Origin of the sequence: Dactylosporangium sp. NPDC006015 (assembly GCF_040614215.1) — a bacterium.
Lineage (GTDB): Bacteria > Actinomycetota > Actinomycetes > Mycobacteriales > Micromonosporaceae > Dactylosporangium > Dactylosporangium maewongense.
Genome location: NZ_JBEXUD010000059.1, coordinates 26,952 through 50,826 on the forward strand (window position 1 = coordinate 26,952; position 23,875 = coordinate 50,826).

Annotated in this window: 25 protein-coding genes and 1 riboswitch; of the genes, 20 read left to right on the plus strand and 5 right to left on the minus strand. The window is 72.8% G+C overall.

Going from position 1 to position 23,875, the window contains the following annotated elements; translation table 11 throughout:
• Window positions 1–175 precede the first annotated feature (175 nt).
• Both ABZ321_RS51500 and ABZ321_RS51505 read left to right on the plus strand, forming a co-directional pair.
• Complete coding sequence (locus tag ABZ321_RS51500; protein WP_354903755.1) at window positions 176–2,248, plus strand: primosomal protein N'; 2,073 nt, start codon at window positions 176–178, stop codon at window positions 2,246–2,248.
• 81 nt (window positions 2,249–2,329) lie between these two features.
• Window positions 2,330–3,367 carry a class I SAM-dependent methyltransferase gene (locus ABZ321_RS51505; protein ID WP_354903757.1) on the plus strand — a complete coding sequence of 346 codons (1,038 nt, stop codon included), beginning with the start codon at window positions 2,330–2,332 and terminating at the stop codon, window positions 3,365–3,367.
• Here the strand turns inward: ABZ321_RS51505 and ABZ321_RS51510 are convergent.
• The 3 genes from ABZ321_RS51510 to ABZ321_RS51520 form a co-directional block, all read right to left on the minus strand.
• The gene (locus ABZ321_RS51510) at window positions 3,356–3,931 is read right to left on the minus strand and encodes an AAA family ATPase (RefSeq protein ID WP_354903759.1); all 576 of its coding nucleotides are present in this window, start codon (window positions 3,929–3,931) and stop codon (window positions 3,356–3,358) included. The genes ABZ321_RS51505 and ABZ321_RS51510 overlap by 12 nt on opposite strands.
• Window positions 3,928–5,658 carry an ABC transporter ATP-binding protein gene (locus tag ABZ321_RS51515; protein ID WP_354903761.1) on the minus strand — a complete coding sequence of 577 codons (1,731 nt, stop codon included), beginning with the start codon at window positions 5,656–5,658 and terminating at the stop codon, window positions 3,928–3,930. Before ABZ321_RS51515 ends, ABZ321_RS51510 begins: the two co-directional genes overlap by 4 nt.
• 122 nt (window positions 5,659–5,780) lie before the next feature.
• Complete coding sequence (locus ABZ321_RS51520) at window positions 5,781–6,830, minus strand: amidohydrolase family protein (protein WP_354903763.1); 1,050 nt, start codon at window positions 6,828–6,830, stop codon at window positions 5,781–5,783.
• A gap of 49 nt (window positions 6,831–6,879) precedes the next feature.
• Between ABZ321_RS51520 and def the strand changes: the two genes are divergently transcribed.
• From def to ABZ321_RS51535, 3 genes are read left to right on the plus strand one after another with little or no spacing between them, the layout of a single operon-like run.
• Window positions 6,880–7,425, plus strand: coding sequence for a peptide deformylase (gene def, locus ABZ321_RS51525; protein ID WP_344503576.1), 546 nt, complete (start codon window positions 6,880–6,882; stop codon window positions 7,423–7,425).
• Complete coding sequence (gene fmt / locus ABZ321_RS51530; protein ID WP_344503577.1) at window positions 7,422–8,390, plus strand: methionyl-tRNA formyltransferase; 969 nt, start codon at window positions 7,422–7,424, stop codon at window positions 8,388–8,390. The genes def and fmt overlap by 4 nt, the downstream gene beginning before the upstream one ends.
• Complete coding sequence (locus tag ABZ321_RS51535) at window positions 8,387–9,829, plus strand: RsmB/NOP family class I SAM-dependent RNA methyltransferase (RefSeq protein WP_354903764.1); 1,443 nt, start codon at window positions 8,387–8,389, stop codon at window positions 9,827–9,829. Before fmt ends, ABZ321_RS51535 begins: the two co-directional genes overlap by 4 nt.
• A 1,158-nt stretch (window positions 9,830–10,987) precedes the next feature.
• On the opposite strand, the gene ABZ321_RS51540 is transcribed toward ABZ321_RS51535, so the two are convergent.
• Entirely contained in the window at window positions 10,988–11,479 is a 492-nt protein-coding gene (locus tag ABZ321_RS51540; RefSeq protein ID WP_354903766.1) for a hemerythrin domain-containing protein, read from the minus strand.
• Window positions 11,480–11,534: 55 nt separating this feature from the next.
• Here ABZ321_RS51540 and rpe point away from each other — a divergent pair, with 55 nt between their 5' ends.
• The 6 genes from rpe (at window position 11,535) to ribH (ending at window position 16,956) form a co-directional block, all read left to right on the plus strand.
• On the plus strand, window positions 11,535–12,194 hold the full coding sequence (gene rpe / locus ABZ321_RS51545) for a ribulose-phosphate 3-epimerase (RefSeq protein WP_344503579.1): 660 nt from the start codon (window positions 11,535–11,537) through the stop codon (window positions 12,192–12,194).
• Window positions 12,195–12,307: 113 nt separating this feature from the next.
• Entirely contained in the window at window positions 12,308–13,261 is a 954-nt protein-coding gene (locus ABZ321_RS51550; protein ID WP_354903768.1) for a response regulator, read from the plus strand.
• Window positions 13,262–13,330: 69 nt separating this feature from the next.
• Window positions 13,331–13,475: riboswitch (FMN riboswitch) on the plus strand.
• 125 nt (window positions 13,476–13,600) lie between these two features.
• On the plus strand, window positions 13,601–14,635 hold the full coding sequence (gene ribD, locus ABZ321_RS51555; RefSeq protein WP_344503581.1) for a bifunctional diaminohydroxyphosphoribosylaminopyrimidine deaminase/5-amino-6-(5-phosphoribosylamino)uracil reductase RibD: 1,035 nt from the start codon (window positions 13,601–13,603) through the stop codon (window positions 14,633–14,635).
• 4 nt (window positions 14,636–14,639) lie between these two features.
• The gene (locus tag ABZ321_RS51560; RefSeq protein ID WP_344503661.1) at window positions 14,640–15,236 is read left to right on the plus strand and encodes a riboflavin synthase; all 597 of its coding nucleotides are present in this window, start codon (window positions 14,640–14,642) and stop codon (window positions 15,234–15,236) included.
• Window positions 15,236–16,480 (plus strand): bifunctional 3,4-dihydroxy-2-butanone-4-phosphate synthase/GTP cyclohydrolase II, encoded by a 1,245-nt coding sequence (locus ABZ321_RS51565; RefSeq protein ID WP_344503582.1) that lies wholly within the window; start codon window positions 15,236–15,238, stop codon window positions 16,478–16,480. Before ABZ321_RS51560 ends, ABZ321_RS51565 begins: the two co-directional genes overlap by 1 nt.
• Entirely contained in the window at window positions 16,480–16,956 is a 477-nt protein-coding gene (ribH, locus tag ABZ321_RS51570) for a 6,7-dimethyl-8-ribityllumazine synthase (RefSeq protein ID WP_344503583.1), read from the plus strand. Before ABZ321_RS51565 ends, ribH begins: the two co-directional genes overlap by 1 nt.
• 480 nt (window positions 16,957–17,436) lie before the next feature.
• On the opposite strand, the gene ABZ321_RS51575 is transcribed toward ribH, so the two are convergent.
• Window positions 17,437–17,949, minus strand: coding sequence for a hypothetical protein (locus ABZ321_RS51575; protein ID WP_344503584.1), 513 nt, complete (start codon window positions 17,947–17,949; stop codon window positions 17,437–17,439).
• A gap of 127 nt (window positions 17,950–18,076) precedes the next feature.
• Between ABZ321_RS51575 and ABZ321_RS51580 the strand changes: the two genes are divergently transcribed.
• The 9 genes from ABZ321_RS51580 (at window position 18,077) to ABZ321_RS51620 (ending at window position 23,846) form a co-directional block, all read left to right on the plus strand.
• The gene (locus tag ABZ321_RS51580) at window positions 18,077–18,616 is read left to right on the plus strand and encodes a SigE family RNA polymerase sigma factor (RefSeq protein ID WP_354903770.1); all 540 of its coding nucleotides are present in this window, start codon (window positions 18,077–18,079) and stop codon (window positions 18,614–18,616) included.
• Complete coding sequence (locus ABZ321_RS51585) at window positions 18,613–19,632, plus strand: GerMN domain-containing protein (RefSeq protein WP_354903772.1); 1,020 nt, start codon at window positions 18,613–18,615, stop codon at window positions 19,630–19,632. The genes ABZ321_RS51580 and ABZ321_RS51585 overlap by 4 nt, the downstream gene beginning before the upstream one ends.
• A gap of 81 nt (window positions 19,633–19,713) precedes the next feature.
• A complete protein-coding gene (locus ABZ321_RS51590) occupies window positions 19,714–19,983 on the plus strand; it encodes a phosphoribosyl-ATP diphosphatase (RefSeq protein WP_239136318.1) in 270 nt (89 codons plus the stop codon).
• A 46-nt stretch (window positions 19,984–20,029) separates the two neighbouring features.
• Complete coding sequence (gene hisG / locus ABZ321_RS51595) at window positions 20,030–20,884, plus strand: ATP phosphoribosyltransferase (protein ID WP_344503588.1); 855 nt, start codon at window positions 20,030–20,032, stop codon at window positions 20,882–20,884.
• A gap of 10 nt (window positions 20,885–20,894) precedes the next feature.
• On the plus strand, window positions 20,895–21,350 hold the full coding sequence (locus ABZ321_RS51600) for a PH domain-containing protein (RefSeq protein WP_344503589.1): 456 nt from the start codon (window positions 20,895–20,897) through the stop codon (window positions 21,348–21,350).
• A gap of 219 nt (window positions 21,351–21,569) precedes the next feature.
• The gene (gene infC / locus ABZ321_RS51605; RefSeq protein ID WP_354903788.1) at window positions 21,570–22,208 is read left to right on the plus strand and encodes a translation initiation factor IF-3; all 639 of its coding nucleotides are present in this window, start codon (window positions 21,570–21,572) and stop codon (window positions 22,206–22,208) included.
• Between the two features lie 179 nt (window positions 22,209–22,387).
• A complete protein-coding gene (gene rpmI, locus ABZ321_RS51610; RefSeq protein WP_344503590.1) occupies window positions 22,388–22,582 on the plus strand; it encodes a 50S ribosomal protein L35 in 195 nt (64 codons plus the stop codon).
• An 87-nt stretch (window positions 22,583–22,669) separates the two neighbouring features.
• The gene (rplT, locus tag ABZ321_RS51615; RefSeq protein ID WP_344503591.1) at window positions 22,670–23,032 is read left to right on the plus strand and encodes a 50S ribosomal protein L20; all 363 of its coding nucleotides are present in this window, start codon (window positions 22,670–22,672) and stop codon (window positions 23,030–23,032) included.
• 4 nt (window positions 23,033–23,036) lie between these two features.
• Entirely contained in the window at window positions 23,037–23,846 is an 810-nt protein-coding gene (locus ABZ321_RS51620; protein ID WP_354903773.1) for an RNA methyltransferase, read from the plus strand.
• The last annotated feature ends 29 nt before the right edge of the window (window positions 23,847–23,875 follow it).

The following is a 23,875-nucleotide window of genomic DNA, read 5'->3' on the forward strand; positions in this document are numbered from 1 at the left end:
CGATCAATCTGATACCGGGATTGATCGGTCAACGTCTATTTCCGGCCTATCACAGGACGGTCTCTTCCCGTCACTGGAGCCGGTCGGGAAGGCCGCCGCGAAGGCCACCGGAAAAGCCGCCGCCGAGCGCGTCGCGGGAAAGTCACGCACCGCGAAGCCCCGCGAGGCCGCCGCCGTGCTGCCGGTCGCCCGGATCTGCGTCGACGTGCCGCTGCCGCACCTGGACCGGCCGTTCGACTACCTGGTGCCCACCACCCTCGACGCGGTCGCCGTTCCAGGTGTACGGGTGAAGGTCCGCTTCGCCGGCCAGCTCGCCGACGGGTTCCTGCTGGAGCGGGTCGCGGAGTCGGAGCACGGGGGACGCCTGCAGTTCCTGGACAAGGTGGTGTCACCGGAGCCGGTGCTGCGGCCGGAGGTCGCCGCCCTGGCCCGCGAGGTCGCGGACCGCTACGCGGGGACCCTGTCCGACGTCCTCCGCCTCGCCGTCCCGCCCCGCCACGCGGCCACCGAGAAACGTTCCCCCGCAACTTCACCCTCCGTGCCGGCCGCCGACGAGGGGTCTCCGGACGAGGGGTCTCCGGACGAGGGGTCTCAGGGCGAGGGGTCTCCGGACGAGGCTCCGTCGGGCGAGGCTTCTTCGGACGTGCCGTCTTCGCCGGCCGCCCGGTCCGCCGGGGTCCCGCCCGCCGCGGTGCCGGCGGTCTCCGAGGCCGGGTGGCGGCGGTACCCGGCGGGGGTGGCGCTGCTGCGGGCTCTCGGCGACGGGCGGCGGCCGCACGCCGTGTGGACCGCGCTGCCCGGGGAAGACTGGCCGGCGCGGCTCGCCGAGGCCGCGGCGAGCACCCTCGCCGGCGGGCGCGGCGCGCTGATCGTCGTCGCGGACGCCCGGGACCTCGACCGGCTCGACGCGGCGATGACCGGTGCGCTCGGCGGCACGGGGGCGCACGTGGCGCTGTCCGCGGCGCTCGGGCCCGCCGAACGGTACCGGCGCTTCCTCGCCGCGGCACGCGGGCACGTGAAGGTCGTCATCGGCACCAGGGCCGCCTGCTTCGCGCCCGTCGCCGACCTGGGCCTCGTCGCCGTCTGGGACGACGGCGACGACCTGCACGCCGAGCCCAGGGCGCCGTACCCGCACGCCCGGCAGGTCCTCCTCGCCCGGGCCGAACAGGCGGGGTGCGGGATCATCGTCGGGGGGTTCGCGCGTACCGCCGAAGCCCAGCAGCTCGTCGAGGCCGGCTGGGCCATCGAGGTCGCCGCCGGCAGGGACGTCGTGCGGCGGCACATGCCGCAGGTGGTGACCGTCGGCGAGGACGACCAGATGGCCCGCGACCCGGGAGCGGTCTCGGCCCGGCTGCCCACCGCCGCCTGGCGGGCCGCCCGCGATGCCCTGCTGCGAAACACGCCGGTGCTCATCCAGGTGCCGCGGCGCGGGTACATCCCGTCGGTCGCCTGCGCCGAGTGCCACACCCCGGCCCGCTGCCCGAACTGCTCCGGACCCCTCGCGCTGCCGTCGGCGACCGCGCCGCCGTCGTGCCGGTGGTGCGGACGGGTCGCCGCCGCGTACGCCTGCCCGGAATGCCGCAGCAGACGCCTGCGCGCCTCCGTCGTCGGCGCGCGCCGGACCGCCGAGGAGCTCGCCCGGGCGTTCCCGGACACCCCGGTGCGGACCTCGGGCCGCGACGGCGTCCTCGCGACGGTCCCCGGCGAGGCGTCGATCGTCGTGTCGACCCCGGGCGCGGAGCCCGTGGCCCACGGCGGGTACGGCGCCGTCCTCCTCCTCGACACCTGGGCCCTGCTCACCCGCGCCGACCTGCGCGGCACCGAGGAGGCGCTGCGCCGCTGGCTGACCGCCGCGTCCCTGTGCCGGCACACCGGCACGGTCGTCGTGGTCGCCGACGCGTCGCTCGCGGTCGTGCAGGCGCTCGTGCGGTTCGACCCGGGCTGGCTCGCCGCCCGCGAGCTCGCCGACCGGCGCGAGCTCGGCTTCCCGCCGGTCGTGCGGATGGCGTCGCTGACGGGCGCGCCGGCCGCCGTCGCCGATCTCCTGGCGGCGGCGAAGCTGCCGCAGGGCGCGGAGGTCCTCGGCCCCGTCCCCGCCGCCGACGGCCAGGAGCGGATGCTGGTCCGCACCGGCCGGTCCGGCGGCCGTGCCCTCACCCTCGCCCTGCGCTCCGCCGCCGGCCTGCGCTCCGCCCGCAAGGCCACCGACCCCGTCCGCGTCCAGGTCGACCCCCTGGATCTGCTCTGATCTGCTCTGATCTGCTCTGACTTGTGATTCGCCCTGTTTCTCGCTCCGGAGTCACCCCGGACGGGCGGTTGCATGGAAGGCATGGATACCGAACGGTTCAACGACCTCCTGGAGCGTGCCGTCGCCGACCTCGGCGCCTGCCCGTCGGCCGGGCTGATCGCGGTGGGGGAGCGGACGGGCCTGTTCGCCGCGCTGCGGCAGGGCCCCGCGACGGCCGCCGAGCTGGCGCGGCGGTCCGGGACCGCGGAGCGCTACGTCCGTGAGTGGGCCGGCGCGCTCACCGCGGGCGGCTACCTGACGCACGACGGCGGCACGTACGCGCTGAGCCCCGAGCAGCACGTCCTGCTCGACCCCGACGGGCCGGTGAACCTGCCGGCGGCGGCCGAGCTCTGCCTCGCGATCCTGCGCGACACCGACCGGCTCGAACGCGCCTTCCGCACCGGCGAGGGCATCGGCTGGGGCGAGCACGACGAGGCGCTGCACGCGGGCGTCGCCGCGTTCTACCGGCCCGGCTACGCCCAGCACCTCATCAGCGGGTGGCTGCCGGCCCTCGACGGCGTCACCGACCGGCTGCGCGCCGGCGGCAGCGTCGCCGACATCGGCTGCGGGCACGGCGCCGCGACCGTCCTCATCGCCGAGGCGTTCCCGGCCGCGACGGTCACCGGCTTCGACGCGCACCCCGGGTCGATCGCCGCCGCGACGGCCGCCGCGGCGAAGGCCGGCGTCCGGGCCGAGTTCGAGGTCGCGACCGCCGCCGGGTTCCCCGCGCCCCCGGATGGCGGCTACGACCTGGTGACGATCTTCGACGCGCTGCACGACCTCGGCGACCCCCTCGGGGCCGCCCGGCGGGTCCGGGAGACCTTGAGCGACGACGGCACCTGGCTGATCGTCGAGCCCCTGGCCGGGGACCGGGTCGAGGACAACCTGCACCCGCTCGGGCGGCTCTTCTACGGCGCGTCGACGTACCTGTGCGTGCCGCACGCCATCTCCGAGGGCGGCGCCGCGCTGGGCGCGCAGGCGGGCGCGGCGCGGCTGACCGGGCTGCTCACCGAGGCCGGGTTCACCGACGTCCGGGTCGTCGCCACCACGCAGACCAACCTGGTCCTGTCAGCCCGCTAGCAGGGCGCTGAGAGCCGCCTCCAGGGGCGGGGCGCCCTCGCGGTTGTCCACCTCGCGGTGCGGGACCGCCGGTGGCCGGTCCGGCGGGATCGCCGCGAGGAAGTCGTCCCACCGGTCCAGCTTCTGGCCGTCGCGGTGCGAGCCGCGGGCCAGGAGCCGGGCCCGCAGCGTCGCCGGGTCGGAGCGGACCCACACCAGGTGGACGGCGTCGCCGCCGAGCGAGGACACGAACCCGGCCCACCGGCCCGCGTCGGAGATCTGGCCGGTGAACGGCGCGGACAGCACCACCGGGCAGCCGCGGGCGCGGATCTCGCGGGCGGTGGCGGCGAGCCCCGCGTACTCGTGCAGCTTGATGTTGGCGTCGTACCAGACACCCTCGCGCTCACCCGGGGACCGGCCGGCGGCGGCGAGGGTGGCGGCGACGAACCCGCCGTACAGGGTGTCCTTGTCCAGCAGCGCCGGCACCGGGTCGAGCAGCCCGATCAGCAGGTCCGCGACCGTCGACTTGCCCGCCCCGGGCGGCCCGGCCACCACCCAGACGTCGGCCGGGCCACGCCCGGTCATGCCACCAGCAACTGGTTGGTGGCCAGCTCGCGGTACAGCTCGCTGGAGTCGAGCAGGTCGGCGTGCCGGCCGGTGGCGACGACCCGGCCGCCCTCCATGACCACGATCTGGTCCGCGTCGACGACGGTCGACAGGCGGTGCGCGACGACGATCATCGTCCGATTGTGCGCCACAGTGTCGATCGCCTGACGCAATGCCACCTCGTTGCGCGCGTCGAGGTTGGACGTCGGCTCGTCCAGCAGCAGGATCGGCGGCGCGGCCAGCAGCGTCCGGGCGATCGCGAGCCGCTGCCGCTCCCCGCCGGACAGCAGCACCCCACCCTCGCCGACCTGCGCGTCCAGGCCGAGCGGGGTCCGCTCGACGACGTCGGCGAGGTTGACCGCGTCGAGGACCTCCAGCATCTGCGCGTCGGTGGCGCCGGGCGTGGTGAGCCGCAGGTTCTCCCGCAGCGTCCCGGCGAGGACCGGCGCCTCCTGCTCCACGTAGCCGAGCTGGGCGCGCAGCGTCTGCCGCGGCAGGTCCCGCACGTCCACGCCGGCGACCCGGACGGTGCCGGCGGTCGCGTCGTAGAACCGCTCGACGAGCTGCAGCAGCGTCGACTTGCCCGCCCCGGAGGGGCCGACGAGGGCGGTGCGGGTGCCGTACGCCACCGTGAACGACACATCGCGCACGACCGGCTCCAGCGAGGCCGCGTAGCCGAACGTGACCCCCTCGAACGCGACGGCGACGGGGGAGTCCGCCACCGCGGCGGTGCCCGCGTCCTCCTCCAGGGGCACGACCAGGATGTCCTGCATCCGCTGCAGCGCGCCCAGCCCGGTCTGCAGCTGCGTGTACGCGTGCAGCGCCTGGCCGAGTGGCATGACCAGGAAGAACAGGTAGAGCACGAACGCGACCAGGTCGCCGACGGAGATGGTGCCGTTCGCGACGCGGGCGCCGCCGACGCCGAGCAGCAGCAGGAACGCGCCCTGGATCGCGGCGACGCTGGCCGGCCCGACGAGCGCCTGCAGCTTCGCGATCCGCACGCCCGCCCGGTACGCCTCCTCGGCGCCGGACTCGACGGTGGCGACCTCGCGGTCCTCGGCGTTGCTCGCCCGGATCGTGCGGGCCGCGGTCAGTGCCCGCTCGACGGCGCTGGTCATGTCGCCGATGCGGGCCTGCGCCTCCTCCGAGGCGGGCCGGACCCGGCGGGAGAAGATCACCGCGATCGACAGGCCCAGCGCGAGACCGCCGCCGGCCGTGAGGAACAGGACCGGGTCGAGCAGCAGCATCGCGACGCCGGCGCCGACGACCATGACGGCGCCGGTGACGGTCTCGAACAGGCCGGACGTCACGACGGCCCGCAGGAGCGTCGTGTCGGCGCCGACGCGGGACAGCAGGTCGCCGGTGCGGCGCTGGTCGTACTCGGCGATCGGCAGCCGCAGCAGGTGCCGGGTCAGCCGCCGGCGGGCGGTCAGCACGAGCCCCTCGGCGGTGCGCTGCAGCAGGTAGTCGCGCAGCGCGTTGAGCACCGCGACGGCGGCGAGGACCGCGACCAGCAACGCGACGGTCCGCCCGACCGCCTCCGAGGCCTGCAGGCCGTCGAGGACGTCGCGGGTCAGCAGCGGCTGGGCGAGGGTCGTGACGGATCCGAGCAGCGACAGCACGCCGACGACGACGAGCGTCCGGCGGTGGTCACGCAGGTACGGCAGGAGGGAACGCAGCGAGACGGCATCCTTCTTGGTGGCCACCTGGCCGAGGCTAGCCCTGTTCTGCTGAGTGTCCCCTGAGTCCGTGGCTTGCCGGGCGTCCCTGAGTCGCTACTTCGCCGGGCGTCCCTGAGTCGCTACTTCGCTGGGCGTCCGCTGAGTCGCTACTTCGCTGGGCGTCCCCTGAGGAGTACCAGTGACGGGTGCCGGAGCGCCTCGGGCGTCACCCTCGGGTCGGCGGTGACCGCGACGAGGTCGGCGGGCGCGCCCTCCTCGATGCCCTGGAACCCGAGGTAGCGGCGGGCGTCCCAGCACGCGGCGCCGACCGCGGCGGCCGGCGGCAGCCCCGCCGCGGCCAGGTGCCCGATCTCCGCGACGACGTCGCCGTGGCCGAGGGAGTCGGTGCCGGCGAGGACGGTCACGCCGGCCTCCCACGCGTCGACGGTCGCGGTGCGCAGGCTCTCGACCCCGCCGAGGAACCAGTCCTTGCGCGGCCCCTCCGGCTTCGTGCGCACGTTGTCGACGTGGCCGATGAAGCCCGTCCAGGTCGGGGTCACCGCGCCGCCCCGCGCGGCGAGCACGTCGAGCAGGTCGGGCGTCAGGAACCAGGCGTGCTCGATCGAGTCGACACCGGCCAGGACCGCGGCGCGGGTGCCCTCGGCGGTCTGGCAGTGGGCGGCCACCCGCCCGTTCACCGCGTGCACGGCGTCGCAGAGCTCCCGCAGTACCGACTCCGGGGTCTTCACCCGGTCGAACTCCCAGTCGCCGTAGGTCTTGCACCAGCCGTCGTTGGCGAGGGCCTGCGCGACGCCTGCTGCGGTCAGGTCGCTGGTTCTTGTCTGCAGGTCGTCCAGGTCCTCCAAGCCGTCCCAGGCCAGCCACGGGCCGGCGGTGACGAGCCGCGGCACGGCGGCGTCCTCGCGGAGCCTTGCCGGGATCGGCTCCCGATGCCCCGGCACGCGCAACAGGAGGGTGCCGTCGCCTGTGTACTGCCGGGCGGCCGCCGCGAACAGCTCCGGGTCGAACGCCATCGTGTCCGCGTGGTGGCCCAGATGCGCGTGGGAGTCGACGAGACCCGGCAGGATGAACCCGCCCTCGTGGACCGTGGTCACGTCGCCGGACGGGCGTTGGAAGGTGAGCCGGTCGCCGAGCACCCAGATGTCGCGGACGTCACCGTCCGGCAGGACGGTGCCACGCAGGTGGAGGCTCGTCATCGGGCCACACTAGACTTGTTTGACTCGAACCAGATATGGGGTGCCTCGTTTGACCGTCCAGTCCGTCCGCCTCTTCGGCGACCCGGTGCTGCGCACGCCCGCCGACAGCGTCGTGGACTTCGACCGTGAGCTGCGCAAGCTGGTCAAGGACCTGCTCGACACCATGGGCCAGCAGAACGGGACCGGCCTAGCCGCCCCGCAGATCGGCGTCGGGCTGCGCGTGTTCACCTTCGATGTCGACGACGTCATCGGGCACCTGGTCAACCCGGTGCTCGAGTTCCCCGACGAGGAGGAGCAGGATGGTCCCGAGGGCTGCCTGTCGATCCCGGGCGTCTACGTGGACACCAAGCGCCGGCAGAACGTGATCGCCAAGGGCTTCAACGAGCACGGCGACCCGATCCAGATCGTCGGCACCGGGCTGATGGCGCGCTGCGCCCAGCACGAGACCGACCACCTCGACGGGGTCCTGTTCGTCGACCGGCTCGACGCCGACCGGCGCAAGCAGGCGATGAAGGAGATCCGGGCGGCGGAGTGGTACAACCCCGACGCCCCGCCGGTCGTGAAGACCAGCCCGCACGGTCTGTTCGGCCGGTGAGGCTCGTCTTCGCGGGGACGCCCGCCGTGGCGCTGCCCGCCCTCGACGCGATCGCGGCCTCCTCGCACGAACTGGTCGCCGTGGTGACCCGCCCCGACGCGCCCTCCGGCCGCGGCCGGCAGCTGGTGCCGTCGCCGGTCAGCGCCTGGGCGCAGGAGCGGGGCATTCTCGTTCTGGCGCCCGAGCGGCCGCGTGAGCCTTCGTTCTTGGACCGGCTCCGTGAGCTGGAGCCAGACTGCTGCCCGGTCGTCGCGTACGGCGCGCTGGTGCCGCGGGTCGCGCTCGACATCCCCCGGTTCGGGTGGATCAACCTGCACTTCTCGCTGCTGCCCGCGTGGCGCGGCGCGGCCCCGGTCCAGCACGCCGTCCTGCACGGCGACGACATGACCGGCGCCAGCGTGTTCCTCCTGGAGGAGGGCCTGGACACCGGCCCCGTCTACGGCACGCTCACCGAGCCCGTCGGCGCCCGCGACACCTCCGGCGACCTGCTGTCGCGGCTCGCCGACTCCGGCGCCTCGCTGCTGGTCTCCGTCCTGGACGGCATCGCCGCCGGCTCGCTCGCCGCCGTGCCGCAGGCGCACGAGGGCATCTCCCTCGCGCCGAAGCTCACCGTGGACGACGCCCTCATCCGCTGGGGCGACCCGGCCTTCGCCGTCGACCGGCGGGTCAGGTCCTGCACGCCCGCCCCCGGCGCCTGGACGACCCTGCGCGGCGACCGGTTGAAGCTCGGCCCGGTCACGCCGGTCACCGCCGCCTCCGTCATCGGCGGCGGCGCGACGCTCGGCCCGGGCGTGGTCGCCGTCGAACGCAACCGGGTCCTGGTCGGCACCGGCACGGTGCCGGTCGCGCTGGGCACGGTCACCGCACCCGGGAAGAAGGCCATGCCCGCGGACGCCTGGGCGCGTGGCGCCCGCATCGAGTCCGGCGTAGTGCTCGGCGCCCCGGCTTCCGGAGCCTCGTCTTGAGGTCGCCCCGGCGGGGGCCGGGGCCGCGCCCGGCGGGTGCCCGCGACGACCGGCTCGTCCGGCCGCCGCGCGGTGGCCGCCCGGCGATCGACCCTGCCCGCGAGGCCGCCTATGAGGCCGTCGCCGCCGTGCACCGCGACGACGCGTACGCCAACCTCGTGCTGCCGAAGCTGCTCCGCGAGACCGGGGTCACCGGCCGCGACGCCGCGTTCGCGACCGAGCTGACCTACGGCACGCTCCGCCAGACCGGCACCCTGGACGCGATCGTCGCCGCCGCCGCGGACCGTGCCGTGGACCGCATCGACCCGCCCGTCCGCGACGCGCTGCGGATCGGCGCCTACCAGCTGCTCAACATGCGCGTCGGCGCGCACGCCGCGGTCGCGACCACCGTCGACCTGGTCCGCTCCCTGGTCCCGGGCGCCGCCGGCTTCGCCAACGCGGTCCTGCGCCGCGTCGCCGAGTCCGACCGCGCCGCGTGGCTGACCCGGCTGGCCCCCGCCGACCCGTTCGAGGCGGCCGCGCTCAACCACGCGCACCCGCAGTGGATCGTGCGCGCCTTCGCCGACGCGCTCGGCTCGCTCGACGAGGCGGAGCTCGCCCTCGACGCCGACAACCTCGCCCCACCCGTGCACCTGTGCGCCCGGCCCGGCCTGCTCGACCCCGCCTCGTTCGCCGCGTCGCTGCGGGGCGCCTCCGTCGGGCGGTACTCGCCCTACGCGGTCGTGCTGACCGGCGGCGGCGACCCGGCCGGCATCGCCGCCGTCCGCGACGGCCGCGCCCACGTGCAGGACGAGGGCAGCCAGCTCGTCGCCGCCGCCCTGGCCCTGTCGGACATCGAGGGTCGCGACGAGCGGTGGCTCGACCTGTGCGCCGGCCCCGGCGGCAAGGCGGGCCTGCTCGGCGCGCTCGCCCGCACCCGCGACGCGCACGTGACCGCCGTCGAGGTCGCCCACCACCGGGCGGCGCTGGTCGCCAAGGCCACCGAGGGCCTGCCCGTCTACACGATCCACGCCGACGGCCGCGACGTGGGCAAGGACGCGGACCTGCCCGAGGGCGGCTTCGACCGGGTCCTCGTCGACGCCCCGTGCACCGGCCTCGGCGCGCTGCGCCGCCGCCCCGAGGCCCGCTGGCGCCGCCAGCCGTCGGACCTGCCCCCGCTGACCCGCCTGCAGCGCGAGCTGCTGCAGTCCGCGTTCCGGGCGGTCCGGCCGGGCGGGGTCGTCGCCTACGTCACCTGCTCCCCGCACCAGGCCGAGACCGAGGTCTCGGTCACGGAGGCAGCCCGCCGCTCGCAGATCGACATGGACCTCATCGACGCCCGCCCCTTCCTGCCGTCCTCGCTGCCCGACCTGGGCACCGGCCCGACAGTCCAGCTCTGGCCCCACCGCCACGGCACCGACGCCATGTTCCTGGCCCTGCTCCGCCGCGCCGACAAGTAACCCCCGCCGACCCCCCCGCCCCGCCCTCACCCACCACCCTGCGCCCTGCCCTGCCCTGCGCGGTGTTTGCCTGGCGCGGTGTTTGCCTGACCCGGTTTTTTGCCTGGCCCGGCTTCTGCACTGCGCTGCTTCTGCCTGGCTCGGCCTTTGCCTGGCTCGGCCCTGCCCAGCCCGGTCCTGCCACCCGGTGCTCGACTCTGCCCTGTCGGCCCCCCGCACAGACGTTGATCAATGCCCAGGTTTGCGGCTTTCTATTGATAGACATTGCGCGATCCACCCCCAATTTGAAGATCATCTTGTAGGTGGATCGCGCAACTTCGATAGAGCAAAAGCCGCAAAAGCGGGCATTGATCAGCGTCGGTTTGGAGTGGGCTGGGAGCCGGGCGCCGTGCGGGTTGGACCTACGTCACGCAGCTCCGGCGGGCTGCAACCTTCGCGACGGGTCGGCCTGGTGTGGTCCGGCCTTCCTGGCGTGCCGGCCTTTGTACTGCTCGGCATTGGGTGGAGGCTGCGTCGACTGGTGCCGACCGGAATGGGGGTGGAGGGCTGCGTGGGCCGGTGCTGATCGGAGTGGGGGTGGAGGGCTGTGTGGGCCGGTGTCGATCGGCGTTGGTGGGTGAAGGCTGCGCGGGCTGGTATTGATCAACGTATGTGGGTGTGCTGAGGTTGCGGCGTTGCGCGGGGTTGAGGCCCCGCTGGGTCGCTCCGGCGAGCCGTAATCCCGCAAGGGCTCCGCTCTAGCGGGCTCCGCTCCTGCCTTCGCTCCACCTCTGCCCAGTTCTGCCCGGTTCGCCTGGATGGCTCTGCTCTGCCTCTGCTCTGCCTCTGCCCAGTTCTGCCCGGTTCGCCTGGATGGCTCTGCTCTGCCTCTGCTCGGTTCTGTCCGTTCTGCCTGGTTCGCCTTCATGGCTCTGCCCTGCCCTGTGTAGACATTGGTCAATGCCATGGTTTGTGGCTTTTAGGCGAAAGGCGTCGTGTGGTGCGCCCCCCGATCCGGGATCGCTGAGGGGTGATCGCGCAATGGTAATGGGGTAAATGCCGTATTAGTTGGCATTGATCAACGTATGTGGGGTGCGGCGGTTCGGTGGGGGCGGTTGGCTTGGCCGTGCAGCGATGTTGGCCAGTGTGTTGATGGTGTGGGGGTGTGGGTGGCGCTGGTCAGTCGGGGAGGAGGGCGGCGACGGCGGTGCGGGTGCCGCAGGAGAGGGCGATCAGCCGGTCGCGTTCGGCGAGCCAGGCGTCGCCGAGGGCCTGGCGGGTCGCCGGGTCCAGGCCGCGGGCGTCGTTGATCAGGGTGCGCTCCTCCTCGTCGAGGTGGTGGTAGAGCGAGTTCGCGAGCTTGCTGACGGCCTTGTCGAAGGCGGGCGACGTCATGTCGGGCACGTCCAGCAGGGCGAGGAGGCGGCGGTGGCCGTCGAGGTGCTCGTCCTCGCCGTGCTCGACGTGGCCGCCGCCGCCGGTGAGCTCGCGTAGCTTCGGGTACACCTCGGACTCCTCGGCGGTGGCGTGCGCGACGAGAAGGTCGGCGAGCTCGGTCAAGGTGCGCCGCCGGTGGCTTTCGAGATCCGCGGGGGAGCGGTCGCGCAGGGAGCGGAGCAGCGTCTCGAAGCGCACGTGATCGGCGACGATCACATCGACGACATCAGCCATCCACCGATTGTCCCCCATATCCGGCGGAAGGCGTACCGTCGCCTAGAGTGCTGATGTGAGCAACACCGTGATCGCACCGTCCATTCTCGCCGCGGACTTCGCGCGGCTCGCCGAGTCCGCCGGGGCGGTGGAGGGCAGCGCCGACTGGCTGCACGTGGATGTCATGGACTACCACTTCGTGCCCAACCTGACGATCGGGCTGCCGGTGGTGCAGAGCCTGCGGAAGGCGACCACGCTGCCGTTCGACTGCCACCTGATGATCGCGGACCCGGCGCGGTGGGCGACGCAGTACGCGGAGGCGGGGGCGTACAACGTCACGTTCCATGCCGAGGCGGCCACGGACCCGGTCGCGATCGCGAAGGACCTGAGGAAGGCCGGCAGCCGGGCCGGGCTCGCGATCGACCGGGACACGCCGGTCGAGGGGTATCTGGAGCTGCTGCCGCACTTCGACCTGCTGCTGATCATGACGATCAAGGCGGGGTTCGGCGGGCAGGCGTTCATCCCGGAGCTGCTGGACAAGGTCAGGACCGCGCGCCGGCACGTCGACGCGGGCCATCTCGAGCTGCGCATTGAAGTTGACGGTGGAGTGGCCGACGATACGATCGCGGCCTGCGCGGAGGCGGGTGCCGACACGTTCGTGGCGGGCACCGCGGTCTTCGGCGCAGAGGACCCGGCCGCCGCGGTGCGCAGGCTCCGCGCCCTGGCGAACGGCTGACGGCACCAAACGAACGCGGCGCTGAGCACGGCACCAAACAAGCGCGGCACTAAGCACGGCACCGAACACGGCACCAACGAGGAAGCCCGAGAGACAACCGAAGAGGACAGCGCATGGGCGAGCCCGACACCATCCTCGTCGTCGACGACGACGTCGACATCGCCCGGTTCATCGAGGTCAACCTGAAGCTCGAGGGCTACCGGGTGCTGCTCGCCCACGACGGCGCCACGGCGCTGCAGCTCGTCGAGGAGCACATGCCGGCCCTCGCGGTCGTCGACTGGATGATGCCGCAGCTGGACGGCCTGGAGCTGACCCGGCGGCTGCGCGCCGACCCGATGACGGCGCCGATCCCGGTGATCCTGCTGACCGCGCGCGGGCAGACCGCGGACAAGGTCATCGGGCTGCAGGCGGGCGCCGACGACTACCTGGTGAAGCCGTTCGACACCCTGGAGCTGGTCGCGCGGGTGCGCTCCACGCTGCGCCGCAACCAGGAGAACCGTGAGGTGTCGCCGCTGACCGGGCTGCCCGGCAACAGCCGCATCCTGCGCGAGATCACCGACCGGGCGCGGGCCGGCGCCGACTTCGCCGTCTCGCACGTCGACATCGACCGGTTCAAGGCCGTCAACGACGTGTACGGGTTCGCCCGCGGCGACGAGTTCATCACCTCGCTCGCCCGGGCGCTGCACCGCGCCGTGGTCGAGGTCGGGCTGCCGCCGGCGTTCCTCGGCCACATCGGCGGCGACGACTTCCTCGTCGTGTGCAGCCCCGACCAGCTCAAGCCGCTGACGACGAAGGCGATCCTGGAGTTCCAGGCGGCGTCGGACGCGCTCTACGACCCGTCCGACGCGGAGCGCGGCTTCGTCGAGGTCGTGCAGCGCAACGGCGAGGTCCAGCAGGCCAACCTGGTCACCCTGTCGATCGGGGTGGCGATCGGACAGGTGGCCGCCGGCGGGCAGCTCACCGACCCGCGCGAGGTCATCGCGATCGCCACCGACATGAAGTCCGTGGCGAAGAAGCACAACGGCAACTACGTCGCTGTCGACCGCCGCAGTGCGCTGCACCTGTGATGTATGTCCCTGGGTAAGGACCGGGTCGGTCGCCGCGGAAATGTGCAAGACTCAGGTTACGTACCCACCACGCGCTGGCGGGGCTCGGTGAAATTCCGAACCGGCGGTAAGCGGTCGTAGACCGCGAGCCCGCGACCCGGTCGAAGCCATCGGCCGGTGGATCTGGTGTGAGTCCAGAGCCGACGGTCAAAGTCCGGATGGGAGTTCAGCGCGCGGGATCCGGTGTCCGTTTCGACGGGCGCCTGGGGGCTGGCCTGCGCATCTGCGCATCCCCGCACCCCGCCCGCAGCCGTCCCCATCAGCCTCCCGACGCGTGACCACACCGCGCGGAGAGGGCCAATGGACGCAGACGCAGATGCCAGCCACATGCGGCGTGCCGTCGAGCTGTCCCTGCGCAGCCTCGGCGAGACCAGCCCCAACCCCAACGTCGGCTGCGTCCTCGTCGGCCCCGGCGGCGACGTCGTCGGCGAGGGCCGCACGGCACCCGCCGGAGGGCCGCACGCCGAGGTCAGCGCCCTTGCGGAGGCCGGCGAGCTGGCCCGAGGGGCCACCGCTTACGTCACCCTCGAACCGTGCGACCACACCGGCCGCACCGGCCCCTGCACGCAGGCCCTGATCGCGGCCGGGGTCGCCCGCGTCGTCGTCGCCGTCCGCGACCCGAACCCGGTCGCCGCAGGTGGCGCGCAGACCCTGCGACAGGCCGGAATACACGTCGACGAAGGCGTCGAAAGTGAAGAGGCCCACGACGCCATGCGAGGGTGGCTGACCGCGGTCGGGCGGGGCACGCCGTACGTGATCTGGAAGTTCGCCGCCACGCTCGACGGGCGCTCCGCCGCCGCCGACGGCACCAGCAAGTGGATCACCTCGCCGGAGGCCCGGGCCGACGTGCACCGCATCCGGGCCGGCGTCGACGCGATCATCGCCGGCATCGGCACCGTCCTCGCCGACGACCCGCAGCTCACCGTGCGCACGCCCGAGGGGCCCGCCGCCCGCCAGCCGCTGCGGGTCGTGGTGGAAGGCGGTAGTCGTACACCTCCCGCCGCGAAGATCCTGGACGGCTCGGCGCCGACGTTCGTGGCCGCCGCACCTGAGGGCGGAAGGGTCGACCTGCACGGCATGCTGCGGCACCTGTACGACCAGGGCGTCCGCACGGCGCTGCTGGAAGGCGGCCCGACCCTGGCGGGCGCGTTCCTCGCCGACGGTCTGGTCGACCGGGTCGTCGCCTACCTCGCCCCGAAGCTGCTCGGCGCCGGCCCGGCCGCCCTGGGCGCCGCGGGAATCTCCACCATCGCCGAGGCATTGACGCTCGACGTTGTCGACCTTGCCGTGATCGGGCCTGACGTGCGCCTGACGGCAACAGTGAAAGGTGCGTGACCCAGTGTTCACCGGCATCATCGAAGAGCTCGGCACGGTCGTCGCGATCGACCCGCTCGGCGACTCGGCGCGGCTGTCGATCCGCGGCGCGACCGTCACCTCCGACGCGGCCCACGGCGACTCCATCAGCGTCAACGGCGTCTGTCTCACCGTGGTCGACAACGACGGCGGCGTCTTCACCGCCGACGTGATGGGCGAGTCGCTGGACCGGTCCACGCTGGGCACGCTCACCGCAGGCTCCCCGGTCAACCTGGAGCGCGCCGCGACCATGGCCACCCGCCTCGGCGGTCACATCGTGCAGGGGCACGTGGACGGCGTCGGCGCGGTCCTGTCGCGGGAGGCCGGCGACCAGTGGGAGACCGTCACGTTCTCCCTTCCGCCGCAGCTCAGCCGGTACGTCGTGGAGAAAGGCTCCATCACCGTCGACGGCATCTCGCTGACCGTCATGGCGGTCACCGACGACACGTTCTCCGTCGGGCTCATCCCGACCACGCTCAAGCTCACGACGCTCGGTGCCAAGAGCGTCGGCGAGAAGGTCAACCTGGAGGTCGACATCATGGCCAAGTACGTCGAGAAGCTGCTGGCGAAGGGTGGCAAGTGATGGGATCGCCGGTCACGGGCCTGGACCCGATCGAGCGGGCGGTCAAGGACATCGCCGCCGGCAAGGCCGTCATCGTCGTGGACGACGAGGACCGCGAGAACGAGGGCGACCTGATCTTCGCCGCGGAGTTCGCCACTCCGGAGCTGGTCGCGTTCATGGTCCGCTACACGTCGGGCTACATCTGCGTGCCGATCATGGAGGCCGAGGCCGACCGGCTCGATCTGCCGCCGATGTACCGCACGAACCAGGACCGCCGCGGCACGGCGTACACCGTGACCGTCGACGCCAGGTTCGGCGGGACGACCGGCATCTCCGCCGCCGACCGCGCCCGCACGATCAGGCTCCTCGCGTCCGAGGACACCAAGCCGACCGACCTCACGCGCCCCGGGCACATCGTGCCGCTGCGGGCCAAGGAGGGCGGGGTCCTGCGCCGCGCCGGGCACACCGAGGCGGCCGTCGACCTCGCCGCCATGGCCGGCCTGCGCCCCGCGGGCGTGCTGTGCGAGATGGTCAACGACGACGGCACCATGATGCGCCTGCCCGACCTGCAGGCCTTCGCCAAGCAGCACGACCTGGCGCTGGTCAGCATCGCCGACCTCATCGCGTACCGCCGGCACACCGAGAAGCAGATCGAGCGGGTCGCCGAGACCCGGCTGCCGACCGAGCACGGCGTGTTCCGGGCCGTCGGGTACACCACCGAGTTCGACGACGGCGAGCACATCGCCCTCGTCTACGGCGACCTCGGCGACGGCGAGGACGTGCTCGTCCGCGTGCACTCCGAGTGCCTCACCGGCGACGTGTTCGCGTCGGTGCGCTGCGACTGCGGCCCCCAGCTGCACGCGTCCATGAAGCTGGTCGCCGCCGAGGGCCGCGGCGTGGTCCTCTACATGCGCGGCCACGAGGGGCGCGGCATCGGCCTGATCCACAAGCTGCAGGCGTACCAGCTGCAGGACCTCGGCCGGGACACCGTCGACGCCAACCTGGACCTCGGCCTGCCGGCCGACGCCCGCGACTACGGCACCGGCGCACAGATCCTCGTCGACCTCGGCATCAAGACGATGCGCCTGTTGACGAACAACCCGGCAAAGCGGGCGGGTCTGGAAGGGTACGGTCTGTCCGTGCTGGGTCGCACGCCCCTGCCGACCCGGCCGCACCCGGAGAACGTGCGGTACCTGCGCACGAAGCGGGACCGCATGGGGCATCTGCTGGACGAGCTCGACGAGGTCGCGGAAGGACTTGCGTGATGGCTGGAATTGGCGCACCGGTGCTGCAGCGGGTTGACGGCACCGGACTGACCCTCGGCATCGTCGCCACCCGGTGGCACGCCGAGCTGGTCGACCACATGCTCAACCGGGCCATCGAGGCCGGCGAGGCGTCGAACGTCGACCACATCACCGTCGCCCGCGTCGACGGCGCCGTCGAGCTGCCGGTCCTGGCCCAGGCCCTGGCGCACCGCTTCGACGCGGTGGTCGCCCTGGGCGTGGTGGTCCGCGGCGACACGGCCCACTTCGAGTACGTCTGCCAGTCCGTCACGGACGGGCTGACCCGGGTCGCCCTGGACGAGTCGACCCCGGTCGCCCACGGCGTGCTGACGGTCGACAACCTGGACCAGGCCCGCGCCCGGGCCGGCCTGCCGGGCTCCCCGGAGGACAAGGGCTACTCGGCGACCTTGGCCGCCCTGGACGCCGCCCACGCCCTCCGCCAGGTAGCCAAGTCCTGACGCCGGCTCGCGCTGCAGGCCGCCTCTGACCCCGTTTTCCGTGATCCGGAAGACTTTGTGCTGCCATAGCGACACAAACTCTTCCGGATCATGAGAGACGGCCACGGCGGAGTGATCGCGAATGGTTTCGGTGGCTCTGGCTACCAGAATGGTTCGGTTCATGGGTGGCCTGATGCCGGCTCGCGCGGCGGGCGGCCTCTGACCCCGTTTTCCGTGATCCGGAAGACTTTGTGCTGCTATAGCGACACAAACTCTTCCGGATCATGAGAAGCCCCCCGCCCAGCCACGACGGAGGGCGGGCACGGGATGGGCGCGGATGCGCGATCCGGCCGCGCGGAGCGCTGGCTGTGCGAGCGCAGCGAGCATTGGGGGTCCGGGGTGAGAATCCCCCGGCGGGCCCCGCCGCGGCAGCGGTGGGGAGGCGAGCTACGGCGGAGCCGAAAGCGGGAAACAGAGCTACGGCGGAGCCGAAAGCGGGTGTCAGACTTCGAGGACGGCGGCCAGGGTGTCGCGGAAGTTGCGTTCGGCGGGGGTGATGAGCTCGCCGCCGAAGCCCAGGACGTCGCCGGACTTGGCGGCGCTGACGACCTGGTCGGCGAGCGTGATGAGCCAGTAGCGGTAGGACTCGGCGTCGGCGTCGGTGGCCTTCGCGGCCAGCAGCACGTGGGCGGCCTTGGCGCGCTCGATGACGTCGGCGATGCCCGCGGCGCGGTCGGGGAACTCGATGATCGGGGGCTCGACGCCACCCGCGAAGCCGCCCACGGCGTCCTCGTCGATGTCGCCCTGGCGGGCGACGACGTCGGCGGCGACCGTGCGGACCAGGTCGCTGGCGGAGTCGCGGCCGTCGGCGATGGCCGTCATGCCCGCCGTCCACTCCTCGCGGGTGCGGCGGGCGCCGTCCTGCTCGGCCTGGGACGCGGCGATCAGCACGGACTGGGGCAGGCCCACGAGGAGCCCCCACTCTTCGTCGGTGTACTTCGGCACGGTTTCCACGCAGAACAGCCTATCCAGGGTGGGCGGAGTTCGCCTTTCGGGTGATCGCGGTAAACCTGGAAACCCGCTCGCGCGTCGTAGGTGCGTGACGGCCGACGTGGGGACCACGCCATGGGACGGTAGGGCGGTGCTAGCAGAGCCCGCCCAGGACGCCGCGCGCGAGTGGAGCGCCGACGAGGCGGTCACCGCGCTGTTCTCGGCGCACTACCGCGGGCTCGTGCGGCTGGCGGTGCTGCTGTTGCACGACGAGCAGGCCGCCGAGGACGTGGTGCAGGACGCGTACGTGGGGCTGCACCGGCGCTGGTGGCGGCTGCGGGACGCGGACAAGGCGCTCGGCTACCTGCGCACGAGCGTCGTCAACGGGGCGCGGTCGGCGTTGCGGCACCGGGGGGTCGCCGACCGGTACGTGGCGGCGCGGCGGCAGGTCGACGAGCAGACGGTGGCGAGCGCGGAGACGGGGGCGCTGGCGTTGCTGCGGCACCGGGAGGTCCTGGAGGCGGTCCGTCGCCTGCCGGCGCGCCAGCGGGAGGCGATCGTGCTGCGGTACTACGCCGAGCTGTCGGAGGCCGAGATCGCCGACGCGATGGGGGTCAGCAAGGGGTCGGTGAAGAGCCATGCCGCCCGGGGCATGGCCGCCCTGCGGCTCGGTCTGGAGCAGGCACCATGAAGATGTCGCCGGAGGACCGGCTGCGGGCGGCGCTGCAGGCGCAGGTCGACACCGTCGAGGTGGCGCCGGACGCGCTGCCGCGCATCCGCGGCCGGATCGAGCAGCGGCGCCGGGGCGGCTGGGTGGTCCTCGCCGCGGCCGCCGCGGTCGCCGCCGTCATCGCCCTCGCGGTGGTGGTGTCCGTCCCCGAACGGGTGCCGGGGCCGGACGGGACGCAGGACCGGCTGCCGGCCCTGCCCGCGCCGACGGTCCCGGTGCAGCCGCCGTCGCCCACCGCGCAGCCCGTGACGGTGCTGCTGCCGGTGTACTACGCCCGCAACGACCGGCTGGTGCGGGAGTTCCACGAGCTGCCGCTCCCGGCCGACGACGACGCGCACCGGGTGGCGGCGGCCGTCGGTGAGGCGTTGCGCGCCGGCACCGCCGCGGACCCCGACTACCTGTCGCTGTGGCCGGACTCGGTGACGGTGCGCGGGGTCGCCTTCGACGGCAAGGTCGTGGTCGTCGACCTGTCCGACGTGGGTGCGGGGCCGCGGTCCGGCACGCCCGCGCTCGCGGTGCAGCAGCTGGTGTCGACGGTCGCCGCGGCGGCGTCGTACACGTCGGTGAAGCGGATCGACGGGGTGCGGATCACGGTGGACGGCTCGGCCGTGGCGAAGCTGTGGGGCGCGGTCGACACCAGCCGGCCGGTGAAGCAGCTGCCGCCGTCGGAGATCTACGCGCCGGTGTGGGTGATCGACCCGCAGCAGGGCCAGGTGGTCGGCAAGTCGTTCACCGTGCACCTGGCGGGGATCGTGCCGGAGGGCGCCGTGCACCTGCGGATCCGTGGGGGAGCGGGCGGGGTCGAGCAGGTCGTCGTGGACCAGCCCGTGCAGCTGACGGCGGGCGCGCCCGCGGTCGGGGAGGCGAGGGTGCCGCTGACGCTCGCGACCGGCCGGTACACGATCGAGGCGTACTACGTCTCCATGGCGGACGGCAGCGTCCAGGGAGTGGACGACCACGAGTTCACGGTGGGGTGAACCGGCCGACCGCGCGGCGTGAGGCAGGACACGCCTGTCGTGATCGTGATTCCCCTTTCGCGGCCGGGCCTGCGAGAATTCGTGCCCGTGAAGACCTTTGACGAGTTGTTCGCCGAGCTGACCGCCAAGGCCGCCGCGGGCACCCCGGGCTCCGGCACGGTCGCCGCGCTGGAGAAGGGCGTCCATTTCATCGGCAAGAAGGTCGTCGAGGAGGCCGCCGAGAGCTGGATGGCCGCGGAGCACGAGGGTCGCGAGCGCACCGCCGAGGAGCTCTCACAGCTGCTGTACCAGGTGCAGTGCCTGATGCTGGCGACAGGGCTGTCGCTGGAGGACGTCTACCGACATCTGTAGGCCGGTAGCCGCGATCCCGTCCCTCCTGTCTTCGAAAGGCCCACCGATGCTGCGTATCGCCGTGCCCAACAAGGGCACCCTGTCCGGTCCCGCCGCCCAGATGCTCCAGGAGGCCGGCTACCGCCAGCGCTCCGACCCCAAGGACCTGCTGTGCCGTGACGAGGCCAACGACGTCGAGTTCTTCTACCTGCGCCCCCGTGACATCGCCACCTACGTCGGCTCCGGCGACCTGGACCTCGGCATCACCGGCCGCGACCTGCTGATCGACGCCGACAGCGGCGCCGAGGAGCTGCTCGACCTGGGCTTCGGGCGGGCCACGTTCCGCTTCGCCGGGGTGGCCGGCTCGATCGACGGCGACAAGCCCGCCGACCTGGCCGGGCTGCGGGTCGCGACCGCCTACCCGGGCGTGATGGAGCGCTACTTCGCCGAGCACGGCGTGACCGCCGAGGTCATCCGGCTCGACGGTGCCGTGGAGAACGCGATCCGCCTCGGCGTCGCCGACGTGATCGCCGACGTCGTCGAGACCGGGGCGACCCTGCGCCAGGCCGGCCTGGAGACCTTCGGCGAGCCGATCCTCAAGTCGTCGTCGGTGCTGGTGCGCCGCAGCGGGACCGGTGAGCTGGCTCCCGCGGCGAAGCAGCTGCTGCGCCGCCTCCAGGGCGTCCTGGTGGCCCGCCGGTACGTGATGCTCGCCTACGACGTGCGCGCCGACGCGCTCGACGCGGCCGTGGCGCTGACCCCCGGCATCGAGTCGCCGACGGTGTCGCCGCTGCACCGCGAGGGCTGGGTCGCCGTGCAGGCGATGGTCCAGCGCGACGAGGTGCACCGGATCATGGACGAGCTGTACGAGGTGGGCGCCCGGGCCATCCTGGTGACCGGCATCCACGCGTGCCGGTTGTAGTCTCATCGGTGTGAGCAGCACCGTTCTCGCCCGTCCGCGGCGCGCCAGGATCCTCGCCTTCGTCCTCGCCGCCGTGGTCGTGGTGGTCTTCACGCTCATCGCGCTGGGGCTGCACGGCAAGACCGGCGACGGCCCCGGCTATTTCCAGCGCGGTGACCAGGCCGCCATGATCGGCCTGGGGATCTGCGCCGCGCTCGCCATCCTGCTGATGGCCAGGCCCAAGGTCGAGGCCGACGAGACCGGGGTCCGGGTGCAGAACATCATCGGCTCCTACGACCTGCCGTGGGACGTGGTGCGCGCCGTCACGTTCGGCCGTGGCGCCCCGTGGCTCACCCTGGATCTGCACGACGACGAGCGGGTCTCGGTGATGGCGGTGCAGATCGCGGACAAGGACCACGCGGTCAAGGCGGCCCGCGGGCTGCGGGCCCTGCACGCGGCGTCGCTGACGAGCAGCGTGGTAGAGTAACTGGAGTCGACCGCACGCCGCGTCCTGTAATGGAGCGAGGCGTGTTCGAAGCGGAGGTAAAACTCCCACCCGTGCAGCTCTGGGCAGCCGGGTCCCGGTCTGATCGCATGGCCTCGGTGTGAGGTGGTGTGGTCGAGTGGGCCCTCGCATGCGCGCTGCGCATCCGGGGGCTTTTCCGCTTCGGTCGGCACACCAGACAGCACCGATCGAGGAGGCCACATCAGCGTCGAGCCACGCGTCAACGAGCAGATCCGGGCACGTGAGGTCCGGCTGGTCGGCCCGGAGGGTGAGCAGGTGGGCATCGTCCCGCTCGAGCGCGCACTCCAGCTGGCCGCCGACGTGGACCTGGACCTGGTCGAAGTTGCGCCCATGGCACGCCCGCCCGTCTGCAAGCTCATGGACTTCGGCAAGTTCAAGTACGAGAGCGCGCTCAAGGCCCGGGAAGCCCGGCGTAACCAGCAGCAGACCGTCATCAAGGAGATGAAGCTCCGCCCGAAGATCGACCCGCACGACTACGAGACCAAAAAGGGTCACGTCATGCGGTTCCTGAAGCAGGGCGACAAGGTCAAGGTAACGATCATGTTCCGAGGCCGCGAGCAGAGCCGCCCGGAGCTGGGGTTCCGGCTGCTGCGCAAGCTCTCGGAGGAGATCTCGGAGCTGGGCTTCGTCGAGGCGTCCGCGAAGCAGGACGGCCGCAACATGATCATGGTCCTCGCGCCTCACCGCAACGTGAAGGCCGCGGCGACCGCTTCCCGTGAGGGTCGCTCTGAGGATTCCTCAGTGGACACCGGAGGGGACACCGCCGTGCCGGAGGGCGAAGCAGCCGTCCTGCCCGAGGTCGTCACCGCCGACCAGTGACCAGCGCTGGATAAAGCACCACCCGGCACCACTGCACCACACCACAACGACCGCGTCGTGCGGGCGGGACCCGCACAGCGGTCGTCCTGGCCTGTGCGCCGGTGCGCCACGGCACCCTCCCGTTCCGACGGGGAGGGTGCCGGCTCTGGCGTGCCGCACATGAAGGGGCAACATCAGCCATGCCGAAGTTCAAACCGCACTCCGGGATGAAGAAGCGCGTCAAGATCACCGGTCGCGGCAAGTTCCTCGCCGAGCCGGCCGGCAAGCGCCACCTGCTCGAGGTCAAGCCCAGCAAGCGGACCCGCCGGCTCAGCGGCACCGTCGAGCTCGCCAAGACCGAGACCACGCGCGTCAAGAAGATGCTCGGCCTCTAGTCACGCGTACCGCAGCTCCCCCCTTTCCTGACTTTTCCGACCGGCCCGCATGACTCAGGGCCGGTCTCGCATGAGGAGTAACGAACCGTGGCACGCGTGAAGCGGGCAGTGAATGCCCAGAAGAAGCGCCGTACCGTCCTGGAGACCGCCAGCGGCTACCGCGGGCAGCGCTCGCGGCTGTACCGCAAGGCCAAGGAGCAGATGCTGCACTCGATGCAGTACGCCTACCGGGACCGGCGCGACCGCAAGGGTGACTTCCGCCAGCTCTGGATCACCCGTATCAACGCCGCCGCCCGCGCGAACGGCCTCACCTACAACCGCCTGATCCAGGGTCTGCGCCTGGCGGGCGTCGAGGTCGACCGCAAGATCCTCGCCGAGCTGGCCGTCAACGACGCGAAGGCGTTCAGCGGCCTGGTCGCGGTGGCGAAGACGGCCGTTGCCGCAGCCTGACGCAGTGCGAACTGGGCAACCCGGGGCGGTCTTCACCACACGGACCCCCCGGGTTGTCGCTGCCCGGCGGCTGCAGCGCCGCCGCGACCGGGACGAGACCGGCCGCTTCCTCGCCGAGGGCCCCCAGGCGGTCCGCGAGGCCCTCCGCTGCGGCGTCGCCGTCGAGGTGTACTGCACCGCCGACGCCCTCACCCGCCACGCCGCCCTCCTGGACGGGGCCCGGGTCAGCGTCGTCGACGACGACGCCCTCGCCGCGCTCACCGAGACCGTCCAGCCGCAGGGCCTGGTCGCCGTCTGCACCCAGCGTGACGTCCCCCTCGCGGACGCGCTGCGCAAGAAGCCCCGGCTGGTCGCCGTCTGCGCCGACATCCGCGACCCCGGCAACGCCGGCACCGTCCTGCGCACCGCCGACGCCGCCGGCGCGACCGCGGTCGTGTTCGCGGGCGACAGCGTCGACCCGTACAACGGCAAGGCGGTGCGCTCCTCCGCGGGTAGCCTGTTTCACGTCGACGTGGTCCGGGCCCGTGACGCGGCCGCCACGATCACCGCGCTGCGCGACGCCGGCCTGCGGGTCCTCGCCGCCGACGGCTACGGCGAATCGGACCTGTTCGAGCTGTCCGACCTGGATCGGCCCACCGCGTGGCTGTTCGGATCCGAGGCGCACGGGCTCCGCGAGGAGCTCAAACACGCCGCCGACGCGCGCGTCAGGGTGCCCATCCTCGGCGGCGCCGAGAGCCTGAACCTGGCTGCGGCCGCCGCGGTGTGCCTGTACGCTTCGGCGAAAGCACTGAACGTGTCAAAGGAGTCGATGTGAGCACGCGCCTGTTTATCTGGCCCGCCGGT

What these genes read in the sequence shown, in the direction of transcription:
- ABZ321_RS51505 (WP_354903757.1), top strand. Translation starts at nt 2,330, where the DNA reads ATGGATACCGAACGGTTCAACGACCTCCTGGAGCGTGCCGTCGCCGAC.
- ABZ321_RS51510 (WP_354903759.1), bottom strand. Translation starts at nt 3,931, where the DNA reads ATGACCGGGCGTGGCCCGGCCGACGTCTGGGTGGTGGCCGGGCCGCCC.
- ABZ321_RS51520 (WP_354903763.1), bottom strand. Translation starts at nt 6,830, where the DNA reads ATGACGAGCCTCCACCTGCGTGGCACCGTCCTGCCGGACGGTGACGTC.
- ABZ321_RS51540 (WP_354903766.1), bottom strand. Translation starts at nt 11,479, where the DNA reads ATGGCTGATGTCGTCGATGTGATCGTCGCCGATCACGTGCGCTTCGAG.
- ABZ321_RS51550 (WP_354903768.1), top strand. Translation starts at nt 12,308, where the DNA reads ATGGGCGAGCCCGACACCATCCTCGTCGTCGACGACGACGTCGACATC.
- ribD (WP_344503581.1), top strand. Translation starts at nt 13,601, where the DNA reads ATGGACGCAGACGCAGATGCCAGCCACATGCGGCGTGCCGTCGAGCTG.
- ABZ321_RS51565 (WP_344503582.1), top strand. Translation starts at nt 15,236, where the DNA reads ATGGGATCGCCGGTCACGGGCCTGGACCCGATCGAGCGGGCGGTCAAG.
- ribH (WP_344503583.1), top strand. Translation starts at nt 16,480, where the DNA reads ATGGCTGGAATTGGCGCACCGGTGCTGCAGCGGGTTGACGGCACCGGA.
- ABZ321_RS51585 (WP_354903772.1), top strand. Translation starts at nt 18,613, where the DNA reads ATGAAGATGTCGCCGGAGGACCGGCTGCGGGCGGCGCTGCAGGCGCAG.
- hisG (WP_344503588.1), top strand. Translation starts at nt 20,030, where the DNA reads ATGCTGCGTATCGCCGTGCCCAACAAGGGCACCCTGTCCGGTCCCGCC.
- rpmI (WP_344503590.1), top strand. Translation starts at nt 22,388, where the DNA reads ATGCCGAAGTTCAAACCGCACTCCGGGATGAAGAAGCGCGTCAAGATC.